Here is a 23,542-nt window from a genome sequence, read left to right as displayed (position 1 = left end):
TCATATGCTCTTTATCCATTGGAAGAAAAAAAGCTATTGACGAATTTTGTTGACTAATGTTACGCTACTAATAATTTAATACGGACGATGTTCCCTCATATATACTTGATAATATGGATCGAGAGTTTCTACCCGGCAACCGAAAATTGCTGGACTATGGGGAAAACTAATGAATATTAGCTTGTTTGTGTATACAAAGACTCATATTGATTAGCTTTCTCTCATAGATGAAAGTGAATCCATATGGGTCTTTTTTTATTTTTCACTTTTCTAAAAGGTCAGACATCTTACGTATGACATAAAACCTCTCCTATTTTAATTATATATATTCATTTTGACTTTTCAGTATATCGTTTAGCTATGAAGAATAAAAAGTGGCCCGCTCTTGTTTTCTCTTTTTGGTTTCACTTGGCACGGGGCTAAAATAGGCTCTGACCGCTTCTATGCTTGATCGGATCCTCTCTTCCATCTAAAAAGAAAGGGTTTTTATGTCGGTTTTTCAAATTGTATTTATATAGTTATATAATGAGCGTTTTATGTAAAAACTTTATACGAACTTCTGAAAGGGGCAACTACATGCAATATGTAATGAGCGTTATCGGCATTCTTGTCGTGTTAGGTTTATGTTTTGCTTTGTCAAACAACAAAAGTAAAATCAACTTCCGTGCAATTGCTATTATGATTGGTTTCCAAATTTTAATTGGTTGGTTTATGTTTGGCACAAAAATTGGTCAACAGATCATCATTTTAATTAGTAAGGTTTTCAACAAACTAATTAAACTTGGTACGACAGGTGTCGATTTTCTCTTTAATGGAATTCAAAGAGACTTTGTCTTTTTCTTAAATGTATTATTAATTATTGTCTTTTTCTCAGCACTACTTTCTATTTTCAGTTATTTAGGTGTTTTACCATTCATCGTTCGAATTGTCGGCGGTGCAATTTCCAAAATTACTGGTTTACCACGCGTTGAATCATTCCATGCGGTAAACTCTGTATTCTTTGGTTCAAGCGAAGCATTAATCGTTATTAAAAATGACTTAAAGCACTTTAATAAAAACCGTATGTTCATCATTTGCTGTTCGGCAATGAGCTCAGTTTCAGCTTCTGTTACAGCATCGTACGTTATGATGCTAGATGCGAAATACGTACTAGCAGCGTTGCCACTGAATTTATTCTCTAGCTTAATTGTTTGTTCTTTATTAACACCAGTTGATACAAAGAAAGAAGAAGAAACAGTTCAGAAATTCGATAGAGGTCTATTTGGAGACAGCTTTATCGGTGCAATGATTAACGGTGCATTAGATGGTTTAAAAGTAGCCGGTATCGTTGCTGCTTTAATGATCGCCTTTATCGGTGTGATGGAAGTTGTAAACTATGTAATTAGCGCAGCTTCAGGCGCAATGGGCCATGCGATTACACTGCAACAAATCTTCGGTTACATTCTTGCACCATTTGCATTCCTAATGGGTATTCCAGCTCACGATATTATCCCAGCTGGCGGAATCATGGGAACAAAAATTGTTTTAAATGAATTTGTGGCTATTCTTGATTTAAAAGAAGTTGCAAAAACATTATCTCCACGTACAGTTGGAATCGTTACCGTATTCTTAATTAGCTTCGCAAGTATTAGCCAAATCGGTGCGATCGTTGGTACAATTCGTGCCCTTTCCGAAAAACAAGGAAGTGTCGTATCTAAGTTTGGTTGGAAAATGCTATTTGCATCAACACTTGCTTCTATTTTATCCGCTACGATTGCTGGATTATTTATTTAACAATGAATTACCCTATCCTTCCTTTCATTTTGGAATGTTGGGGTGATTTTTTTATGAGCGAAGGTCACCAATCTGCAAATGAAATGTAATCATATGCAATATTGCATGCATTTTTCAATACGATTTTTCTTTTTTATATTAAGAAATATATATATACTAGTATTGGCCAGAAGATGTATTCTGTCTGTTTACAGTGAAAGAAATATCCAACAACAAAAACCCAAAAGTAAAAAAAGCGTTTTTAAAGATACCTCCGAAATTAGCTATTTTTCGGAGGTATCTTTTTTCATAAGGCAATCTATAACTACAATTGTTTTTATTTACAAAATTTTTACATAAGACAAACCCCATGCAATTGAACTGCATTTTTGTCGAATTCTCCCAAAAGAGATATTCCCCTCTATATTTCATAGTGATATGATAGACAAGGGTATGATTCAAATAGAAATATTTGAATCAATAATCTCTTATAACAAGACAAATAGAGAAATTATTACATATAAGAGACAAAACTAAAAACACAATAGAAGGATGATATTATGAAGAAATATGCATGTATCGCTTTGCTTTCTTCTGCTATTCTCGTAGGTTGTAACACTAGCACTACTAGTGAAAAACAGACAAAAGAAGCAACTTACAAGAGCCAAAAGGAGACGAAAGAAGTACAAGCCAAAGCAGTAGAAATACCTGTAACTCAAGGACTCATTTCATGGGATCCATTTGAATACAATGCAAAGAATACGACACTTTATACAAAGAACTTAAGAGATTCATTTAAGGAAGTGCGTTACAATATTTGGCGTACAGCTGATGGACCTACAAGTAAACAAACCTTTGTATCACAAGAAAAAGCGCGTGATTTTGCTCTCCCATTTCATTTACAATCATTTCATTTAAAACGTGGAGAATTTCAAATTGAAACAGTGGGATTAAAAAATGACAACACTGAAATTCCTCTAGTGAAATCTACGATTACATTCCAGCAATATGCACCTTTCCTTATGTACCATGCTATTGAAAAATATCCTGGACCAGGTGATGGCGATTTAGGTTTATATGTACCACCAGAACAATTTGAAAAACATATGCAATATTTAAAAGATAACGGTTATACAATGTTAACGTTTGAACGTTGGGGCGAGGTAAATCGTGTCAATAAACCTGTCTTTGTGACAATGGATGATGGCCGAAAAAATAATATGAACGCTCTTCATATTTTGCAAAAATTAAAAGATGATAAATTCCAACCAGCAGCAACCGAATTCCTCGTTTCAAGTACTATTGATACACCAAATCGTCTTACGACAGATGATATAAAACAAATGCTTGATTCGGGTATTTTTTCCATTCAATCTCATACTGCTACTCATGCAATGATGGCTTATACAAGTAATTATGATGAAGAATTACGTGTATCTAAAGAAAAAATTGAAAATCTTACAGGCAAAAAAGTGATCGCCCTTGCCTATCCAGTAGGTTCTTATAATGACCCAGCTGTGGAAGAAACAAAGAAACATTATGAATTTGCGGTAACTACCGATCATGGAACTCATATTACAAAAGGCACACCAAATGAACAATACTTAATTAAGCGACATTTTGTTGGCCCTAATACAACAATGGCGCAGTTTACATCACTTGTGAAAGAAAAATATTAATCGTTTTTTAGGCTGCTTTCATGAAAAAGTAGCCTTTTCTTTTATTTATTTTTCCAACTTTAAAATTAGCTTAAATTTTAGCCTTGAACATTTAGCTCCACTTTTATAAATGTTATAATTTGCAAAAAGATTAATGGAGGTACAAATGAAATTACATGCTCTTTTTGATTTCCTACATTTATTATTTTTCAGCATAAAAAGTCATTATGTTTTCGGCATCCCTAGTTATGTATTTTTAATTCCTTTCATTTTTGTTGTTGGCTACATGATCATAACGCTGAACAAGCCTGCAAAAAGAAAAAGACTTCGAAGTAGAGAAACATCTTAACTATTTGTTTCTTTGAACTACCATCACTTTACTATAACGATATAAAGTGAAACTTTAATCAGCCCGACCTCTTCATTTCTCTCTGAATCTTAAGGTGAGGGTCTTACTGCCCGTTCATGCGGGGAAAAAGTGAATACACAATAGAAGGTGATCGTTATGAAAAAATATGCAGCTATTGCTTTATGTACATCTGCCATTCTAGCAGGGTGTAATTCTAACAATACAAATAATGAACCTAAAAAAGAGAAAACGGTTCAAGAACAGCCAAAAAAGCAAGTAGAAAAAGTGCAACCACAGGGTACAATATCTTGGAGTTCTATTACACATGAATCCACAAATACAGCTATCCATATAACGGATTTAAAAGATTCTTTAACCGAGGTACAATATAAAATTTGGCGAACTGCTGATGGAAAAGAAAGCGCAAAATTATTTTCATCCAAAGATAAAAACAAACAGTTTGCAATTCCTTTTGATATTAAAGAATTTGACGGAAAACGTGGTGAATATCAAATTGAAGCATCTGGTTTAAAAGAAGGTGGAAAAAGTATTCTGCTCACAACATCCACCATCACGTTTCAGCAGCATGTTCCTGTCTTAATGTATCACGCGATTGAGGATTATTATGGTCAAGGAATAAAAGGCTTATTTGTCTCACCTGCGAACTTCGAAGCGCAAATGAAATATTTAAAAGAAAACGGCTATACATTATTAACGTTCGAACGTTGGAACGATATTAATAAAGTAAATAAACCAATTCTTGTTACGTTTGATGATGGTATGAAAAATAATATGAATGCATTTCATATTCTACAAAAGTTAAAAGACGATACATTTAAGCCGACAGCAACCGAATATATGATTGTTGATAACATCGATGCAGAAGGCTCCTTATCCACCGCGGATATAAAAGAAATGGTTGATTCGGGTATTTTCTCTGTCCAATCTCATACAGCAACACATGCTGATTTACCGAAAATCACAAACTATGAGGGAGAGTTAAAGGGTTCAAAAGAAAAGCTTGAAAAGATCACTGGTAAACCTGTCATTGCAATTGCATACCCGTTTGGTCATGTAAATGATAAAGTTGTAGAAGAAACAAAGAAATATTATCAATTTGCGACAACGACAAAACCAGGACAGTTCATTACAAAAGGTGAGCCAGATGAACTGTTAAAAATGAAACGCGTTCGTATGCACAACACTACTACAGTTGAACAGTTTGCTACTTCTATTAAATAAACTTGGGTTTACTACCCATAAATAATCGAGTAAGAATAAAGATTATTATAACTAGAAAAATGAGTACGATACTTTTCATATCGCACTCATTTTTTTAATAACTCTTAACAATATGGGATAATTTCAATAAGGAAATCGTTTACTACTATTAAATTTTTATAAACTTACCATTGAATTTAGTAAAAGAAAAGCCATTAAATTTTTCGTTATAGGTTGCTTTATGATCTTTCAGAATTCCTATCGCTACTGCTTCCCCGAGCTTTAAGCCTTCTATCGTGTCAGAACGCCAATGAACACCAGCTGTACCACGGCCAAGCCCAATATTGGTAGCAAGCTTATTCAATTCCCCTCCGACTTTCAAAGGTTGTCCTGAATAAGAGAGCAAAGAAAGACCATCAGAACTCGCTACAACTGGTTTTGGAATGACAAACGATTCATTAAAAAAGGCTTTCAATACAGTGACACCAGCTCCCATAAGAGTTGCATGTCCCGCAGGGTATGCAGGATGAGTCGGACAGCCTTCAGGATACGCTAACGGGAGTAAATACGTTCCAAACTTGCTAAATACTTCGGAAATAACTTGCGAATTTAATAATTCTGGATGAATCGGATAATGAGTATCACCTGTTAGCTGATTATGAACACGCCCTCCAAACTCTTCAGGGCGGATTCTGCGATGAACTAAAAACTTTTGACACCATGCCGCTTCAAGTGCTGCCTTTGCCGTCTTACCCACTAAATCCAAAATATGAGGGGCACCGAAGGTAACAAAACCATTCTGAGTTTTTGAATGTAAGTAGGGGTTATTGGATGATAATGCTCCTTTTCCAAAGCTAAGTAATATCAAACACACAGAAAGACAAGCTTGGTAGGAAAAATCTTGATGAACAAATTCAGCTAGGTCACGACCATTACGAATATAACGAGTGACTGTATCAAATATAATTTCCTTCGGAGATAAACCATTTTGGATATCCAGCCATTCTTGGTAAGCAGTCATATAATCTTTATCAGATACAGTAGTACGATATTTTTGAATCATTGTTGTAGCTCCATAGGGAACATCTTGCCATAAAAATTGAGAAATATAAGGTCCTATCAGACCACCAGGTATTCCATCACGAAACAAAGTCTCTGTAGTAACGCTACCATTAACTTTAGGTCCACGGAAATCCGACAAACTTGATAATTCAGAAGCCGCTGCTAAAGTAAGAGAATTACTATTATATTCAGTAAAAGGCACATCACGTGTCAATGCCTGCCAGTACAATTCAGTCATTTCACTTGCTTCCCAGGCACTACTAAAAGCTGGAGGTACCGCGATACTTAAATGGTGAGAATCCGGTCCTTCTAGCCCATAAGCATAAGCTGCTTGTGGATTGGCAAGCTTCACTACACCACCAAGCGTTAAACATTCAAAAGCATCTGGCTTTCCCTTCTTAAGTGCCTCAATCCATTTTTTATAAGCATAAATATCAACTTCCCCTAAAGAATTATGTGGTAAAGCCTTGGAGAAGCTAGCAATTTTATTATCAAACAATTTTTCATCTCCGTTACAGAATTGAACTGGAAGAGGAAGACCTTTTTGATAATCTGCAGCTTGAAAACGAACTCGGAATGCCTTATCACAACGCTCATATGGGGACATAGGTCCTATCTCACAATTCTTTTCTATATATGGATAACAATCTTTTCTATTTCGATTCGGATTTCGTCCCATTTTATCAACCTTTCACACTACATATTCATAACCATTTTCTTTCAAATCTTATTTAATATATGTTTATGCTTGTTTACCTGATTATTCTACTCAATCAATTGCCATTTTCTCACAACACATCGTCAAAATACGAAATTAAGATTAATATAATTGAGGCACCGTTTATATTTTTTAAATTTTCTTGTATTATGTATATAAGAAATCTTTTGAATAAAGGGGATTATACCTATGTCATTTGAACAATCATTAGAAAAGTATGCTGCTCTTGCAGTAAATGTCGGTGTTAATATTCAGCCTGGACAAACATTATCTATTAATGCGCCACTTGAGGCAGCTCCATTTGTCCGTCTTGTTACAGAAAAAGCATATAAATCAGGCGCAAAGCATGTATATGTAGATTGGAACGATGAGGTATTAACACGTTTAAAATTTGATTTAGCTCCTGAAGAAGCATTCTCAGAATTCCCTGCTTGGAAGGCACATGCACGTGAAGAATTGGCAAAAGAAGGCGCTGCATTTATGTCTATCTATGCAGAAAATCCAGATTTATTAAAAGGTGTAGATGCAAAACGAATTGCAAGTGCTCATAAGGTTGCTGGAGAAGCAATGAAGGTATACCGTGATTATGTACAAGCAGATAAAGTAAGCTGGTGCGTAATCTCTGTTCCTACGAAAGAATGGGCTGCAAAAGTATTCCCTGATGTAGCACCAGAAGAGCAACAAGAAAAGCTATGGGATGCAATTTTCCAAGCAACTCGTGCAGATTTAGAAAATCCTGTTGAAGCATGGAAAGAACATGATGAAACATTACATACAAAAGTAGACTACTTAAACGAAAAACATTATAAAGCTCTTCACTATACAGGTCCTGGAACAGATTTAACAATTGAACTTCCAGAAAAACATGTATGGGCTGGCGCTGGTAGCTTAAATGAAAAGAATATACCATTTATGGCTAACATTCCGACAGAAGAAGTCTTTACTATGCCATTAAAAACAGGTGTAAACGGTCAAGTATCGAGCACAAAACCATTAGTATTTGCAGGTAACATCATCGATAACTTTACACTAACATTCGAAAATGGTCGCATTGTTGACTACAAAGCTGATGTTGGCGAAGAAGCACTAAAACATTTAGTAGAAACAGATGAAGGCTCTCACTTCTTAGGAGAAGTCGCATTAGTACCTCATGATTCACCGATTTCTAATACAAACATTTTATTCTATAATACGCTATTTGATGAAAATGCATCTTGCCATTTAGCAATTGGGAATGCTTATGCATTTAACTTAGATGGTGGTAAAACGATGACAAAAGAAGAGCTTGCAGAAAATGGAGCAAACTCTAGTATTACACACGAAGACTTTATGATTGGTTCAGCAGAGCTTGATATTGATGGTATTACAGCTGACGGAACACATGAACCAATTTTCCGTAAAGGTAACTGGGCATTCTAAGAATACAAATTATTTAATGAAAAGAGCCATTTTCCTAGAAAAAGGCTCTTTTCACTTTTTAGTATACTGCCTTAATATAATCAATGTATAAAGTTTTGTTATTATAATATTCAAAATAGAAGGAGGAGTTTTCATGACAACAGCAATTGCGATTTTAACATTCGTTGGTAAAGTGATTCCATTAGTAACAGATCTATTGAAAGCACTCATGTAAACTTATTCTTTTATATTAATTTATCCTCACATAATAAAAAGGTTGTTTTCATTTTAGAAAACAACCTTTTTTTACTTTATTATAGTCCTAAAGAAATGTATTTAATTTCTAAATATTCGTCAATTCCAAAATGACCACCTTCACGGCCAATACCACTTTCTTTATATCCGCCAAACGGAGCTTGTGCAACTGATGGAAGGCCATCATTTAAACCGATAATGCCATATTCTAATGCTTCACTAATTTGAAATGCTTGACTAATATCTTTTGTAAATACATATGCAGCTAAACCATACGGAGTATTATTAGCTCGTTCAATTACTTCTTCAACCGTTTCAAATTTTGCAACAGGCGCAACTGGTCCGAATGTTTCCTCATTCATACATAACATTGTATCGTTTGCTCCTCCAATTACAGTTGGTTCAATAAAGTGACCATTTAATTCTGCAATTGTTTGTCCTCCATAAAGGATTTCGCCGCCTTTTTGGATAGCATCTTCTATATGTTCCTTTACTTTTTCTACTGCATTCGCATCAATAAGCGGCCCTACAGTCGTACCTTCTCCAAATCCATCTCCTACCTTAAGCTGACCTACTGCTTTTTGAAACTTCTCTGCAAATTCTCCATATACCGCTTCTTGTACAAATACGCGATTTGTACATATGCATGTTTGACCAGCATTACGGAATTTCGAACCAATTACCGCTTCTACAGCTTTATCTAAATCCGCATCATTCATCACAATAAACGGAGCATGCCCCCCTAATTCAAGTGACACTTTTTTCATTGTTTTCGCTGCACCACACATTAATTCTTTTCCGATTTCAGTTGATCCCGTAAACGAAACCTTTCTCACACGTCCATCATTCATCCACGTATCAGCGATAGCCTTTGCACTACCTGTTACAATGTTTAAAACGCCTTTTGGAATATCAGCCTCATGTGCAAGTTCAGCTAATTTTAATGCTGTTAACGGCGTTTGACTTGCAGGCTTTACAACTGCTGTGCAACCTGCTGCAAGCGCTGGAGCTACTTTTCTTGTAATCATAGCAGCTGGAAAATTCCAAGGTGTAATTGCTGCAATAACACCAACAGGCTGTTTTATTACTAAGATGCGTTTATCTGGATGAGAAGCTGGAATCATCTCACCATATACTCGCTTTCCTTCTTCTGCATACCATTCTACAAAACTATTCGCATAATTCACTTCACCAAGTGCTTCTGCAAATGGCTTCCCTTGCTCTTTCGTCATAATTGCTGCGATTTCTTCTTTATTTTCATCAATTAGTGCAAACCACTTTTTTAATTTTTGCGCACGGTCAGCTGCAGTTAATTTTGACCAAGACTTAAAGGCTTCATGTGCAGCATCTACCGCTTGCTTCGCCTCAATGACCCCGCCTTTTGGAACAGTTGCAAATACTTCCTGCGTCGCAGGATTATTAATTTCAATTTGTTCCTGTAGCCCGATCCATTCCCCATTTATATACATTGCTTTCTGTTCTAAATTTATATAAGTCGCTTTCTTATCCAACGTTTTCTTCCTCCTTTATATTCACTTCATTTTCTTCTATATTTCTATCATACTTTCAAAAAAGCATTCGAACAAAGAAATAGCCTTCACTCGTTTTCTCTCTTTATTTTCACTTGGAATGGGACAGTTTCTATGCATGAACGGATGCTCTCTCCCCCTAAAAAGAAAGGTTCTATATCATTTTTTCAATTTGTATTTATATAAATTCCTCTCCTATAAACCTCTTAATTTTCCTCGTCGCTGCAGACTGGCTTATTTTCAAAAACTCTGCTACTTTATAGCTTGATCCATATGTTTTATACGCTTTAAGGATAATATTCCGTTCTACTTCTTCCAACATTTTATAGAGGCTTTGACCGGACTGTTCAACTGTTGATCCATGCATAGATAATGGTAAGTCTTCAATCGTTACAATGTTATCTGCAGTAATGACAATTCTTTCAATCACATTTTCTATTTCTCTATTATTCCCTTCCCAAGGGTACCCTACAAACATTTGTAAAGTACTAGGTGCCAATTTTACATCACGTCCATACTTCTCATTAAAGTGATGTAAGTAATGATAGACTAAAGGTAAAATATCTTCCGTTCTTTCACGAAGTGGAGGGATATGAATCGGTATTACATTTAAACGATAGTATAAATCTTTTCGGAAAGTACCTTGTTTCACCATTTCAGCCAAATCTCTATTCGTAGCTGCTACAATACGAACATCTACTTTTTTTAGTTCCCTACCTCCTACTGAGCGGAATGTTTTTTCTTGTAATACTTGTAACAGTTTCGCCTGAATTTCAAGTGGCATTTCACCAATCTCGTCTAAGAAAAGAGTTCCTTTATGAGCTAGCTCTAAAATCCCTTTTTTTCCTTCGCGGTTTGCACCTGTAAATGAACCACCTGAATAGCCAAACAGTTCCGATTCGATTAAATTTGTCGGCAATGCCGCACAATTAATTTCATAAAACATTTCATTTTTACGATGACTCACTTCATGCAAATGACGCACTAATCTACTTTTCCCTACACCAGTCTCGCCTAAAATAAGAACCGTACTATCTACCACAGAGACTTTTTTGATTGTTGTAACTATTTTTTGCATAGCTACACTTTTAAAAATAAGCCCCTCATATTCATACGTTTCTCTTAACTCTTTTTTATATGTCTTTAACTGATTATCCATCTCTTCGACCTTTTTTCGTAATTGGTAGAGTTCAGTGAGATCACGAGAATAACTAATTACCCTTCGCAAATTCCCTTGTTCATCAAACACAGGCCTTGTACGAACGTGTAAATACTCTCCTGATTTTGTTGTCTGAACAAGTTCAATTGGCTTTTTCTTCTCAATTACTTCTAATGTTGCAGATGGATAAAAGATCCCTTCTTTTTGTAGTTCTTTTACATGCTTACCTACTAACTCCTCAGCAGATAATTGATAGTGTCTTTCGCATGTACTATTTACACGGACAACAGTTCCTTCCTCATCCGTAACAAAAATCTCATCAAATGCATATTCAAATACATCTTTTAAATCCATAAATGCTCGTTCCTTTTCTGCAACCATTCCAGCCACTCCTCAAATTCAAGTACATTGCTTCACTTTATTATCTCTTACATTTCATTATAAAATGAAACCTGCATTTAAGGGAATTTTCTGTATATTCAACGAAGCAAACTAGAATGGTCACAAATATATTATATCCATTTTGATTTTCCGACATATAAGGCGCTACTATAAAGAACAAACGGTAATCTATGGTCGTTTCCTCTCTTTGTTTTAACTTTGCATGAGGCTGGAAGAGAGTCTGACCGCTTCTATGCATGGACGGATGCTCTCTTCACCTAAAAAAAGAAAGGTTTTATGCCGTTTTTTCAATTTGCATTCTATTATTTACACACGAGCTATATCCGCTTGCTCATAACAAGCTTGCAGGGAATCTTCAATAATTGTAAGCCCCTCTTCTAGCTGCTCATCTGTAATGACAAGTGGCATTAATACACGAACTACATTCCCATACGTTCCAGCAGATAATAAGAGCAATCCACGTTTATTTGCTTCAGCACATAAATTTGCTGTTAATGCTTTATCCGCTTCTTTCGTTGTACGATCTTTAACAAGTTCGAACGCACACATTGCTCCTAAGCCACGCACATCACCAATACAATTATATTTTTTCTTCATTGCTTCAAATCGATCCATCACAACTTTTCCTACATGTACAGCTCGAGCATTTAATTTTTCTTTCTCTATAATATCCAAAACAGCTAATGCCGCAGCGCAGCCTAATGGACTTCCAGCGTATGTTCCACCAAGTTCCCCTGGTGCTGATTCATTCATAACTTCTTTTCGGCCAATAACGCCACTAATCGGTACTCCTGCCCCTAATGATTTTGAAACAGTAATTAAATCTGGAACTACATCATAATGATCAATTGCAAAGTATTTTCCTGTACGGCTAAATCCTGTTTGAATTTCATCAGCTACAAATAAAATACCATGTTCAGAGCAAAGACGACGTACTTCTTGTACAAACTTTTTACTTGGAATGATAAAACCACCTTCACCTTGGACTGGTTCCATCACAACAGCTGCTATACTTTCTGGTGCAACTTCTGATATTAAAAAATTCTTAAATTCTTCAATAATAAAGTTATCGTATTGTTCGTCTGTTAAACCTTCTGGACGACGGTATTCATATGGAAATGGTGCTTTATATACTTCCGGTGCAAATGGACCAAATCCGAATTTATATGGCTTTACTTTACTTGTCATCGTCATTGTCATCAATGTACGACCATGAAACCCTTTTGAAAACGCAATAATGCCAGGTCTTTTCGTATATTTACGAGCAATTTTCACAGCATTTTCAACTGCTTCAGCACCGCTATTTAAAAATAATACTTGTTTTTCAAATTTTCCAGGAGCTAATGCAGCAAGCTTCTCTGCTAATTCAATATATGGCTCATACATCATTACATTAAATCCAGTATGAATATATTGATCTACTTGTTTATGAAGCGCCTCTTTCACAGCAGGGTGACAATGTCCTACGTTAATCGTTCCAATTGCTCCTGCAAAATCGATAAATTGATTTCCATCTACATCTGTTACAAGCGCACCATCGGCTGACTGTACGAATGTTGAAATCCCATTACTCACGCCCCTTGGTACGATATTTTGACGGCGTTCTAATAAAGAAGCTGCCTTTGGTCCTGGAATTTGTTCATTTACTTTAGCGAATTTTGTATTCATCGTTTCTCCCATCCTTTTCTATGCTATGATTTTCTTTTTCTATATTGCAAGATGTATGCCAATTTACAAATGTAGTGTTGTTCTAACATTCCTAGTATTTCGACATAAAAAACAAGTCTATAAAGACTTGTTATGAGTCTCTATAGACTTATTTTATTTATACATTAGACTTCCTTTGTTCCCAAATAAATTCACCAGAGCTAGAAATAAGATCCCCTACAGAATCTAGTACAACATCGGCAAGTGGTGCTAATGTTTGTCGATCCCCCGTCCCAGAAAGAACACCAATTGCATAACAACCGCCACTATTTTTCGCTAAATGTAAATCGGTCGGTGTATCGCCAACTACCGCTACTTCCGATGAATCCAAGCTAAACTTCTCGCAAAATGCTTCTACAATTTGTTTATCTGGTTTTTGTGCCGGAAATGTATCTGCAGTTACAATACAATCAAAGAAAGATTCCAATCGATACTGCTTTAAAAATAATTCTGTCGGTGCAAAATCATCAGCTGTCACCACTCCTAAAATGAAACCTTTATCTTTCAATGTTTGTAAAACCCTTGGTAAATCTGCTGTCATTCTCATATGTGAACGATGTTCGTACATAAGAGTAAATAGTTTTCCACTTATCCAGTGATGCATATCACTCTCTTTAACAGACGGTATATACTTACAACAAATTTTCGCTATATCGAGGCTTGTTCCTGCTGCTAATACACTACTTGGATGAACAAACGCCCCTTTAACACCAATTTCTCCCAAAATAGTTAACTGTAATGATTGAGGTAATTGATGTAGTTCTATAAGTTCAGCTACAAGTTCTTCTGCAACTTTAATCCAAATCGAATGAAAATCCATTAATGTTCCATCTTTATCAAAGAGTATTGCCTTTATCTTCTCCATAACACACCCTACCTTTCTGCCCTTCTCACATTCAGTGTAGCAAGTAAATGTGGATATAAGATGAACGCATTGTAAAAATACATTGAAAATCAAACCAACTCCCAATTTACAAAAGGAATTAATGACACGATTCCATCGACACATTCCTATATATATAAATAAAAAAGGATACCTTTATAAGGTATCCTCTTTATGTTCTGGAACAAATAGTTCAAGACAATGATATATATTTTCAAATTCCATTGGCGCATCTCCGCCATATTCACCATCTAAATTAATCATTAATTTATCCGGCGAATGAACCTTAATACGATTTGCCTGCGTATATAAAACTTTTGGATTATTAATATGCTCACCGCGCTGTGCTTGTGTTGCTGCTTTAATCAAATCAGCAATAGAACCCTTCTTCAGCACTAATAAGTCAAATAAACCATCGTTAATAGATGCATATGGTGCAACCTTTTCAAAACCACCAACTGAGCGGGTATTCGTAATTAAAAACATCGTAATCTCTTCTTGCAATAGCTTTCCATCATACTCGATTTCAACGTATGTTGGATGTAATGACGGTAGCATTTCGATACCTTTTAAATAATAGGCAAGCTGTCCTAGTACTGTTTTCAGCTTACTTGGTACTTCGTATGTTAATTCTGTAATACGTCCGCCGCCAGCAATGTTAATAAAATATGTATCGTTCGCTCTACCAAGGTCTAATGGAACAGTCTTACCTTCACAAATAATATCTGCCGCCTCTTCAATAGAACGCGGTACACCGATTGCACGTGCAAAATCATTTGTCGTCCCAACTGGAATGATTCCGAATTTCGGACGATATTCATTCCCTACTAAACCATTCACCACTTCATTTAACGTCCCGTCACCACCAGCTGCAATGACAACATCAAATTTACGATTTGCCGCTTGCCTCGCTGCCACAGTCGCATCTCCAGGACCCGTTGTCGCATGACAAGATGTTTCATATCCAGCTTGTTCTAATTTTTGTAATACTTCTGGTAAGCTCTTTTTAAATAACTCACGGCCAGAAGTAGGGTTATAAATTATTCTTGCTCGCTTCATCATTCATTAGCACAGGAAATTTCTCATTCACCATTCACAGAAAAAGAATATACCGAATCTTTATTCAGCGTTCCTATGCCTACCTCCTCTCATCTCCATATCCTTCTTTTAGCCCATTTAAAAGGACAAATAAGGACCCAGGTTCATACCGCTTTACATCAGCAAAATATAAAGAACAACCTACTAATGAAAGCTTTGCTTTATTGAACTAAGTAATATATATCATTTCACCATTCATAGTACTTTCTGTTTCTTACATACAAAACAGGGGATAACAATTATCTATTATTTCACGAGATGAAAAAACTCTCTATGTCTAGATTTATCATTATTCCCACCTTTTTGCAACTATCATACCATAGTTGCTATACAAACATTTTCTCACTTTTGTCAGTTAATCAAACGTTTGTTTAAATGATTTCTTAATTTAAACAAACGTTTGATTAACTCAGAAAAAACACCCAAATATGGGTGCTTTCTCTGATTAATCTTTACTATTTGATAACCGCTTAACTTCATAAGCTAGGCTATCCAGTTCCACTTTTCTTTATTATCGCTTGTTGATTTCTTCTAACAAGATTTTATTAACAAGTGGTGGGTTTGCTTGTCCTTTTGTCGCCTTCATAATTTGCCCCACTAAGAAGCCAATTGCACGGTCTTTACCGTTTTTAAAGTCTTCAATAGATTGTTCGTTATTATCAAGAATTTCTGTTACGACCTTACGAAGTGTACCTTCGTCAGAAATTTGAACAAGACCTTTTGCTTTAACGATTTCTTCTGGGTCTCCACCTTTTTCAATTAATTCGTTAAATACTTTTTTCGCAATTTTAGACGAAATTGTACCTTTTTCAATTAATCGAACCATTTTAGATAGACCAGCTGGCGTTAATGCTACGTCTTTTAATTCTTTTTGTTGTTTATTTAAGTATGCAAGTACTTCACCCATTAACCAGTTTGATGTTAATTTCGCGTCTGCACCATCTGCGATTGTTGCTTCAAAGAAATCAGACATCTCTTTTGTTAATGTTAATACGTGTGCATCATAAGCTGGTAAACCAAGTTCTTCAACATAGCGTACTTTACGAGCATCTGGAAGTTCTGGAATAGAAGCGCGAACGCGTTCTTTCCACTCATCATCGATGTAAAGTTCAACTAAGTCTGGCTCTGGGAAGTAACGGTAATCGTCAGATCCTTCTTTTACACGCATTAAGATTGTTTTCTTCGTTGCTTCATCATAACGACGTGTTTCTTGTTGAATGATGCCACCAGATAATAATTCTTTTTCTTGGCGTACTTGTTCATGCTCAAGACCTTTTTGTACATAAGTGAAAGAGTTTAAGTTTTTCAGCTCTGCTTTTGTACCGAACTTCTCTTGTCCTACTGGACGAAGGGAAATGTTCGCATCACAGCGAAGAGACCCCTCTTCCATCTTACAGTCAGATACACCTGTATATTGAATGATAGATTTTAATTTTTCTAAGTATGCATATGCTTCTTCTGGCGTACGCATATCTGGCTCAGATACGATTTCGATTAATGGCATACCTTGACGATTATAATCCACTAATGAACCTTCACTTGTATGCGTTGATTTACCTGCATCTTCTTCTAGGTGAAGACGTGTAATACCGATGCGTTTCTTTTTGCCATCTACTTCAATTTCAATCCAACCATTTTCCCCAATTGGTTTATCATATTGAGAAATTTGGTATGCTTTCGGATTATCTGGATAGAAATAGTTTTTACGATCAAATTTTGTTTCTGTTGCGATTTCACAGTTTAATGCCATTGCAGCTTTCATTGCAAAGTTAACTGCTTCTTTATTTAGAGTTGGAAGCACTCCAGGATATCCCAAGTCAATTACACTTGTTTGTGTATTTGGATCCGCTCCGAATTCTGTTGGACTCGCAGAGAAAATTTTCGAATTCGTTTTTAACTCAACGTGAACCTCTAAACCGATAATTGTTTCTAAATTCATCTATGCTCGCCTCCTACAGACTTGCTTTTTTTGTATGATAATCTGTTGCTTGCTCAAACGCATGTGCAACGCGATAAATTGTTGCTTCATCGAAGTGTTTACCGATAATTTGTAAACCAAGTGGCATGTTGTTCGCACCGAATCCACATGGAACAGAAATCGCCGGAACACCTGCTAAGTTCACTGGAATTGTTAAAATGTCGTTTGCGTACATTGTCATTGGATCATCTACTTTTTCGCCTACTTTGAATGCTGGAGTTGGCGTTGTTGGTCCAATAATAACGTCATAGTTAGCAAATACATTTTCAAAGTCATTTTTAATTAATGTACGTACTTGTTGTGCTTTTTTGTAATATGCATCATAGTAACCAGAGCTAAGCGCAAATGTACCGAGCATGATACGACGTTTCACTTCATCACCGAAGCCTTCGCTACGCGTGTTTTTGTAAAGGTCCATTAAGTTACTCACATTGTCAGAACGCACGCCATAGCGTACGCCATCAAAGCGTGAAAGGTTAGCAGACGCCTCTGAAGAAGAAATTAAGTAATACGTTGCTAAAGCATATTTAGAGTGCGGAAGAGATACTTCTTCCCAAGTTGCCCCCATACCTTCTAATACTTTTAACGCAGCTAGTACTGACTCACGAGCTTCTTCGCCAACACCTTCTCCTAAGTATTCTTTTGGTACAGCGATACGTAAACCTTTTACATCACCTGTTAAACCAGCTAAGTAGTTGCCAACTTCAACATTTGCAGAAGTTGTATCCATGCGGTCAACACCTGAAATCGCTTGTAATAGGTATGCATTGTCTTCTACTGTACGTGTAATTGGTCCGATTTGGTCAAGAGAAGATGCAAATGCAACTAGACCAAAGCGAGATACACGTCCGTAAGTTGGTTTTAAACCAACAACACCGCAATATGCAGCTGGTTGACGGATTGAACCACCCGTATCAGAACCTAAAGAGAATAATACTTCTCCTGCCGCTACTGCCGCTGCAGAACCACCACTAGATCCGCCCGGAACATAATCTAAATTCCATGGGTTTTTCGTAGCATAGAAACCAGAGTTTTCATTTGAAGACCCCATTGCAAACTCGTCCATGTTTAATTTACCGATTGTAATTGTGTCAGCAGCTTTCAGCTTTTGCACAACTGTCGCATCATAAATTGGATCAAAGTTTGCTAACATTTTGCTCGCACAAGTTGTACGAAGGCCGTTTGTTACAATGTTGTCTTTCACACCGATTGGCATACCGAATAGTAAACCGTTATCTTCAGCACCAATTTTTGCATCTAATTCCTTCGCTTTCGCGCGTGCATTTTCTTCATCTAATGTAAGAAAAGCTTTTACGTTATCTTCTACATCCGCAATACGTTTGTATGATTCTTCTACTAAATCCGTAACGGAAATTTCTTTGTTGTTTAACTTCTTATGTAACTCTGATACAGAATGATCAAATAATGACATCGAAATTCCCCTCCTCTATTCTAATACTGCTGGAACACGGATTTGATTATCTTTGTGATCCGGTGCATTTTTTAATACTTCTTCAACTGGTAAACCTTTTTCTGGTACATCTTCACGCATAATATTTTTCATATCTAATACATGAGTTGTTGGTTTAACACCTGTTGTATCTAATTCATTTAACTGCTCTGCAAATGTAACAATTGCATCGAGTTGCTTTTGAAATTTTTCTGCTTCTTGATCTGTAATTGCAAGACGTGCTAAATGCGCTACATGCTTTACATTCTCAACGGAAATTCTTGACACGGCTAGGCCACCTCCATAATATATCGTTCAATCTACAATACTATTGATGATACCAAATTTTCAGTACTTCAAGCAAGTCAACACACGGTACTTACAGCATTTTTACATAAAAAAAGAAAGGCTTCTGCCTTTCCTCTCAATTTATTCTTTATCTAGTGGTTCGTTTTTCGGTAAACGCTCGTTATCTTCTTCATTATCACGAATTGTTTTTTGCAGTACAAAACAGGACATTGTTAAAAATAATGTACCTATTAAATAGTATCCTTTTACGCTAAGTGTTTCATCTAATGTATAAATACCAATTAACATACCAGAAAGCGCACAAACAAATGAAGTCCATGCTAAAAATGTGAACGCTTGGGTATTTCTTCTCCTCATGGTTCTCCCCCTTGTAGCTGTACCTCCATAATAGATAAGTATATTACTATTATGGATTTTTATGTAAAATATATTTATCTACTTATTACTCTATTACATAAATTTTCTAATATAAAATTTATTTTTTATCTAATCTGAAAAAACAAATCATAATTGTTTGACATTTATTTCAAACATACATACAATAGAAATAAATATTACGAACCTCGAAATATACGGGAGTGGAAATAATTGTTGCAATATGAACATTTTTTAGATTTACTACTAGATAATGCCAAGAAGCTTTTCTACCCAGAAGAATGGGTGAGCCTTGATTTATCACTTTCTAAAACAGAAGTATTCTGTCTGTTATGGATGGAGCGAAATACAGATATTACAATGACGAAAATCACGGAGCTTCTCGATATTCCAATGAGCACAACGACAGGTGTCGTTAATCGACTTGTGAAAAAAGGATATATTGAGCGCTATCGGAATGAAAATGATCGACGCATTGTACTAATTCGCTTAACAGAAACTGGCGTACAACTCGTTCAAGAAGTAAAACACAATGCGGCTCATTACTTTAACCTTGTGACAGAAGCATTATCAGAAGAAGAAAAAGCATTTTTACTACAAATCTTCCAAAAGATTATGAATCACATCGCTACGTCACAACAAAAGCAAGTCGAAAAGCTTCCTACACCTAAGATGAAGAACATCCCGATTGAATAATGCCCTTTATGGGTTTTTATTCAAACATATATTTCGACACTCGTAATATTCGACAACCGAAGCAAAGGGGATATAAATATGAGAATTATTTTGTATACAGGTAAAGGCGGCGTAGGAAAAACTAGCATTTCAGCAGCAACAGCACTTCAAAGTGCAAAACAAGGATTAAAAACATTAGTAATGAGCACTGATCCAGCTCATAGCTTAGGAGATTCCTTTGGCATAAAATTATCTTCTGAGCCACTAGAAATTCGTGAAAATTTATGGGCACAAGAAATCAATACAATTTATGAAATGGAAAAAGGCTGGGGGAAATTACAAAAGTATATTACATTGCTATTCACATCAAAAGCTGCTGATGATATTACAACAGAGGAATTAACGATGTTTCCTGGCATGGAGGACTTAATTAGTTTACTTCGTGTACTCGATTACTATAAACAGAAAACATATGATGTCATCATTATTGATTGCGCACCAACCGGAGAAACTCTCGCCATGCTAAGCTTTCCTGATATGCTCGGCTGGTGGATGGAAAAACTCTTTCCGATTAAAAAAAAAGTTTTAAAAGTTGTCCGACCTGTTGCACAACCACTTCTAGGAGTCCCACTTCCTACTGATGATATTATGGATGAATTAACAAATACACTTGAACACCTTGGAGAAATGCGGGATATTTTATCTAACCGTGAAGTGACAAGTATTCGCGTTGTTGTAAATCCAGAAAAAATGGTTATTAAAGAAGCGCAGCGTAGCTTCACCTATTTGAATTTATATGATTATAACGTGGATGCGATCATGATTAACCGCGTCATCCCTAATACCGTTACCGACCCCTACTTCCAAGCATGGAAAGACGCGCAGAAAAAATATAAAGCATTAATTCAAGATAGCTTCCAACCACTTCCTATTTATGAAGCTCCAATGTTTGAACAAGAAGTAGTTGGATTACCTATGCTAGAGCGTGTAGGAGCTGCTCTATTCAAAGATGATGTAGAACCAACCGCTGTAAAATTCAACGGGCGTACACAATATGTAAAAAAAGATGGAGATGAATATATTTTTGTTCTCTCTATTCCATTCTCAGATAAAAGTGAACTCTCTTTAAATCAAAAAGGTGATGAACTCATCATTCGCGCCGGCTCTGTCAAACGAAACATTACTTTACCAAAAACATTAACGCACTTATCTGTTCAGGGCGCAAAATTTGAAGGGGATGTGCTAATCATTCGATTTGGAGGCGTTGTTCATGCATGAGGATTTGCTAAGAACAGTCATTCAAACAAAATTAAAGGTTGGGATGTGTATCATCAATGAATTACCTACTCCCTTTAGGCAACAAGCTAAAAAAATGATAAATATTTTACAGGAAGAACTCTCTTCTTGTATGCAAGAAAAAAAACAACCGACAGACAAATCATTAAAGAATATCACAATTGAATAACTATGGTAAAAATATGAAACCCTCTTTTCAACTAATTTCTTTATTGAATCAAATAAAAAAGACCAGGAAAACTCCTGGTCTTTTCACTCTACCTAACAAACATTGGATTTATTCCGCTATTTGCGGGCAGTAATACTCCCATCCCAAAATTCAATGAAAGCAAGGAACTTAGTAGCTCATTACAAAACAATTATTTTTAAATTCATGTGAAATTCTCCTTCACATTCTCTCTCTAAAAGGAAAATATCCCTTTCCAGTTGAATAACATTACATGAATACGAAATAAAAACGGAGGACGATCGATTATATGAAAACAGCCCTTTTACTCGTTGATATTCAAAATGATTATTTTCCAAATGGTAAAATGGAACTACGTGGCACCATGGAAGCTAGCGAGTATGCAAGTCAACTACTTCGGCATTTTCGAGAAATGAATCAACCTATTTTTCATATCCAACATGTATCTATTCAAGAAAATGCTACTTTTTTTCTCCCTAACACAGAAGGAGTCCACATTCATGAAAATGTTCGCCCCTTAAAAAATGAAACTGTTATTCTCAAACACTATCCAAACGGTTTTCGGGAAACGGACCTATTAGAGCAATTGCAAAACTTAGAAATTGAACATGTTATTATATGCGGGATGATGACTCATATGTGTATTGATGCTACAGTAAGAGCTGCTTTTGATTTCGGTTTTCGTTGTACTGTTGTGCATGATGCATGCGCAACAAAAGATCTCATCTTTAAAAACGCTACGATTCCTGCTGTTTATATCCATAATACAATTTTGGCAAGTTTAAATGACGTATATGCAGATGTCATGAGTACAGAAGAATTCTTCAGTTTTAGAAACTCCATCTGAAACAAAAATCATGTCTCTCACAAACAGAGACATGATTTTTTATGCTGTTATTTAAAGGTTACCGTAACTTGAAATCTCCCGAACTTGTTTTTACTTTCACCTTATTTTCCCCTGTACCTTTTACTCCAACCAACTGATTCTTTGATTTCTCTTCATATAGCAGACCAGCAACATTTATATCCGCTTTACCTGAACTTCCATCAAACTCAACTCTTAAAGATTCAGGAAATGTATCAAATTGCATCTTAACATCACCGCTTGATGTATTACACTCTACTTCTCCCCGCAAACTACGATCATTATATTCAATATCACCCGATGATGTATTAGCTGCTAATTCTTTAGAATGTAAACCTTCTACTCTAATTTTTCCGCTACGTGTGTTCAATTTTGCTACTTCGATTTCACTTTTATCTGTCTTAATCTTTCCACTAGATGTTTTAGCTGTTAATTTTTCATTTACCTTAGAATGTGATAATGATACATCCCCAGAAGAAGTATTTATCTCCGCTACCTTTGTTTCAATTTCTTTTGCAACAAAATCTCCTGATGATGTGGTTACTTTGACAGTGTCATATATTTTCTTTGGAACTTTAACTTGTAAGTTTACATCTGCGGCAGTTCCAATTCCCCATCCAACATAATTCTGATTTTTACTAAATTCAATATTTAATCTATTGTTTTCTTTTTTTACATCAAATTTATATTCATCTACTAGCTCTTTGCTTATTTCTCCATCCAGTAACACTTCGATATCTTTTGAATCAACTGTAATAATTTCAACATCTGCTGCAGAAGTCTTTATTTCAATTTCATCAATTTTTTCAACAGCCACCGTTTCTTTTTTATGAATTTCAGTTTTATTAAAAGCTACACCGAAAACAGTCATTGCCCCAACACCAATGCCCCCAATAACTAACAACGATAATGCGATAAGAACAATCTTTTTCATAAAATAACACTTCCTTCGTCGTATTTCTTTCTATAAAATCGTTAAAAATTAAATTCCATACATCCCTGTTCATATAACTTTTATTATCCAGTACTGTATATTATATAGTACTGTTCGATAGCTACTTATTTTTCTCCCAATCTTTCATGTTTCATTTTATCATTTACCATAATTTGTTACAATATTTTTTCTGAAAAATACAAAAACACTACTTTCAGTGAGCAAAACCGAAAGTAGTGTCCTCTTGTCTAACCATAGATTTTCTTTCAAATTGTATTATAC

The 23,542-nt window shown here is 35.7% G+C and carries 19 protein-coding genes and 1 riboswitch; of the genes, 8 read left to right on the top strand and 11 right to left on the bottom strand.

The features are described 5' to 3' along the window. Nucleotides 1-75 precede the first annotated feature (75 nt). A riboswitch (purine riboswitch) is annotated at nt 76-177 on the top strand. A 399-nt stretch (nt 178-576) separates the two neighbouring features. From JDS96_RS02390 to JDS96_RS02375, 3 genes are all read left to right on the top strand, one after another. Continuing rightward, nucleotides 577-1,773 (top strand): NupC/NupG family nucleoside CNT transporter, encoded by a 1,197-nt coding sequence (locus JDS96_RS02390; protein WP_199665864.1) that lies wholly within the window; start codon nt 577-579, stop codon nt 1,771-1,773. A 539-nt stretch (nt 1,774-2,312) separates the two neighbouring features. Further along, entirely contained in the window at nt 2,313-3,431 is a 1,119-nt protein-coding gene (locus JDS96_RS02385; protein WP_199665862.1) for a polysaccharide deacetylase family protein, read from the top strand. Nucleotides 3,432-3,915: 484 nt separating this feature from the next. Next, a complete protein-coding gene (locus tag JDS96_RS02375; RefSeq protein ID WP_018782624.1) occupies nt 3,916-5,001 on the top strand; it encodes a polysaccharide deacetylase family protein in 1,086 nt (361 codons plus the stop codon). A 148-nt stretch (nt 5,002-5,149) separates the two neighbouring features. Here JDS96_RS02375 and JDS96_RS02370 read toward each other — a convergent pair whose 3' ends face one another. Further along, nucleotides 5,150-6,721, bottom strand: coding sequence for a vanadium-dependent haloperoxidase (locus JDS96_RS02370; RefSeq protein WP_199665860.1), 1,572 nt, complete (start codon nt 6,719-6,721; stop codon nt 5,150-5,152). A gap of 228 nt (nt 6,722-6,949) precedes the next feature. Here JDS96_RS02370 and JDS96_RS02365 point away from each other — a divergent pair, with 228 nt between their 5' ends. After that, nucleotides 6,950-8,179, top strand: coding sequence for an aminopeptidase (locus JDS96_RS02365; RefSeq protein ID WP_003194661.1), 1,230 nt, complete (start codon nt 6,950-6,952; stop codon nt 8,177-8,179). Nucleotides 8,180-8,472: 293 nt separating this feature from the next. On the opposite strand, the gene JDS96_RS02360 is transcribed toward JDS96_RS02365, so the two are convergent. The 9 genes from JDS96_RS02360 to JDS96_RS02320 all read right to left on the bottom strand — a co-directional run bounded on the left by JDS96_RS02360 (nt 8,473) and on the right by JDS96_RS02320 (nt 19,285). Then, entirely contained in the window at nt 8,473-9,924 is a 1,452-nt protein-coding gene (locus JDS96_RS02360; protein ID WP_003194659.1) for an NAD-dependent succinate-semialdehyde dehydrogenase, read from the bottom strand. A gap of 196 nt (nt 9,925-10,120) precedes the next feature. Then, on the bottom strand, nt 10,121-11,482 hold the full coding sequence (locus JDS96_RS02355) for a sigma-54 interaction domain-containing protein (protein ID WP_018782627.1): 1,362 nt from the start codon (nt 11,480-11,482) through the stop codon (nt 10,121-10,123). A gap of 327 nt (nt 11,483-11,809) precedes the next feature. After that, nucleotides 11,810-13,171 carry a 4-aminobutyrate--2-oxoglutarate transaminase gene (gene gabT, locus JDS96_RS02350; protein WP_097786958.1) on the bottom strand — a complete coding sequence of 454 codons (1,362 nt, stop codon included), beginning with the start codon at nt 13,169-13,171 and terminating at the stop codon, nt 11,810-11,812. Nucleotides 13,172-13,328: 157 nt separating this feature from the next. Beyond that, nucleotides 13,329-14,075 (bottom strand): HAD family hydrolase, encoded by a 747-nt coding sequence (locus JDS96_RS02345; protein ID WP_098206382.1) that lies wholly within the window; start codon nt 14,073-14,075, stop codon nt 13,329-13,331. Nucleotides 14,076-14,249: 174 nt separating this feature from the next. Beyond that, complete coding sequence (locus tag JDS96_RS02340) at nt 14,250-15,155, bottom strand: diacylglycerol kinase (RefSeq protein ID WP_003194652.1); 906 nt, start codon at nt 15,153-15,155, stop codon at nt 14,250-14,252. A 547-nt stretch (nt 15,156-15,702) separates the two neighbouring features. Continuing rightward, entirely contained in the window at nt 15,703-17,130 is a 1,428-nt protein-coding gene (gene gatB / locus JDS96_RS02335) for an Asp-tRNA(Asn)/Glu-tRNA(Gln) amidotransferase subunit GatB (protein ID WP_003194650.1), read from the bottom strand. Nucleotides 17,131-17,143: 13 nt separating this feature from the next. Continuing rightward, nucleotides 17,144-18,601 carry an Asp-tRNA(Asn)/Glu-tRNA(Gln) amidotransferase subunit GatA gene (gene gatA, locus JDS96_RS02330; RefSeq protein WP_003194648.1) on the bottom strand — a complete coding sequence of 486 codons (1,458 nt, stop codon included), beginning with the start codon at nt 18,599-18,601 and terminating at the stop codon, nt 17,144-17,146. A 15-nt stretch (nt 18,602-18,616) separates the two neighbouring features. Further along, the gene (gene gatC, locus JDS96_RS02325; protein ID WP_003194647.1) at nt 18,617-18,907 is read right to left on the bottom strand and encodes an Asp-tRNA(Asn)/Glu-tRNA(Gln) amidotransferase subunit GatC; all 291 of its coding nucleotides are present in this window, start codon (nt 18,905-18,907) and stop codon (nt 18,617-18,619) included. A 141-nt stretch (nt 18,908-19,048) separates the two neighbouring features. Next, nucleotides 19,049-19,285, bottom strand: coding sequence for a YiaA/YiaB family inner membrane protein (locus JDS96_RS02320; RefSeq protein WP_003194646.1), 237 nt, complete (start codon nt 19,283-19,285; stop codon nt 19,049-19,051). 231 nt (nt 19,286-19,516) lie between these two features. On the opposite strand from JDS96_RS02320, the gene JDS96_RS02315 reads away from it, so the two are divergent. The 4 genes from JDS96_RS02315 to JDS96_RS02300 all read left to right on the top strand — a co-directional run bounded on the left by JDS96_RS02315 (nt 19,517) and on the right by JDS96_RS02300 (nt 22,308). Further along, entirely contained in the window at nt 19,517-19,999 is a 483-nt protein-coding gene (locus JDS96_RS02315; RefSeq protein ID WP_098101294.1) for a MarR family winged helix-turn-helix transcriptional regulator, read from the top strand. Between the two features lie 78 nt (nt 20,000-20,077). Then, complete coding sequence (locus JDS96_RS02310; RefSeq protein WP_199665859.1) at nt 20,078-21,256, top strand: ArsA family ATPase; 1,179 nt, start codon at nt 20,078-20,080, stop codon at nt 21,254-21,256. Continuing rightward, nucleotides 21,249-21,443: a DUF3926 domain-containing protein gene (locus JDS96_RS02305; RefSeq protein ID WP_033795839.1), complete on the top strand. Its 195-nt coding sequence runs from the start codon at nt 21,249-21,251 to the stop codon at nt 21,441-21,443. Before JDS96_RS02310 ends, JDS96_RS02305 begins: the two co-directional genes overlap by 8 nt. A gap of 307 nt (nt 21,444-21,750) precedes the next feature. Beyond that, complete coding sequence (locus JDS96_RS02300) at nt 21,751-22,308, top strand: cysteine hydrolase family protein (RefSeq protein WP_003194639.1); 558 nt, start codon at nt 21,751-21,753, stop codon at nt 22,306-22,308. A 58-nt stretch (nt 22,309-22,366) separates the two neighbouring features. Here the strand turns inward: JDS96_RS02300 and JDS96_RS02295 are convergent, their stop codons facing one another. After that, entirely contained in the window at nt 22,367-23,260 is an 894-nt protein-coding gene (locus tag JDS96_RS02295) for a DUF4097 family beta strand repeat-containing protein (protein ID WP_003194638.1), read from the bottom strand. Nucleotides 23,261-23,542: the final 282 nt, after the last annotated feature.

Source organism: Bacillus cereus group sp. N21, assembly GCF_016483395.1.
Taxonomy (GTDB): domain Bacteria; phylum Bacillota; class Bacilli; order Bacillales; family Bacillaceae_G; genus Bacillus_A; species Bacillus_A pseudomycoides.
The sequence above is the reverse complement of the archived record's forward strand: the minus strand, read 5'-3'. Positions and strand labels throughout refer to the sequence as shown.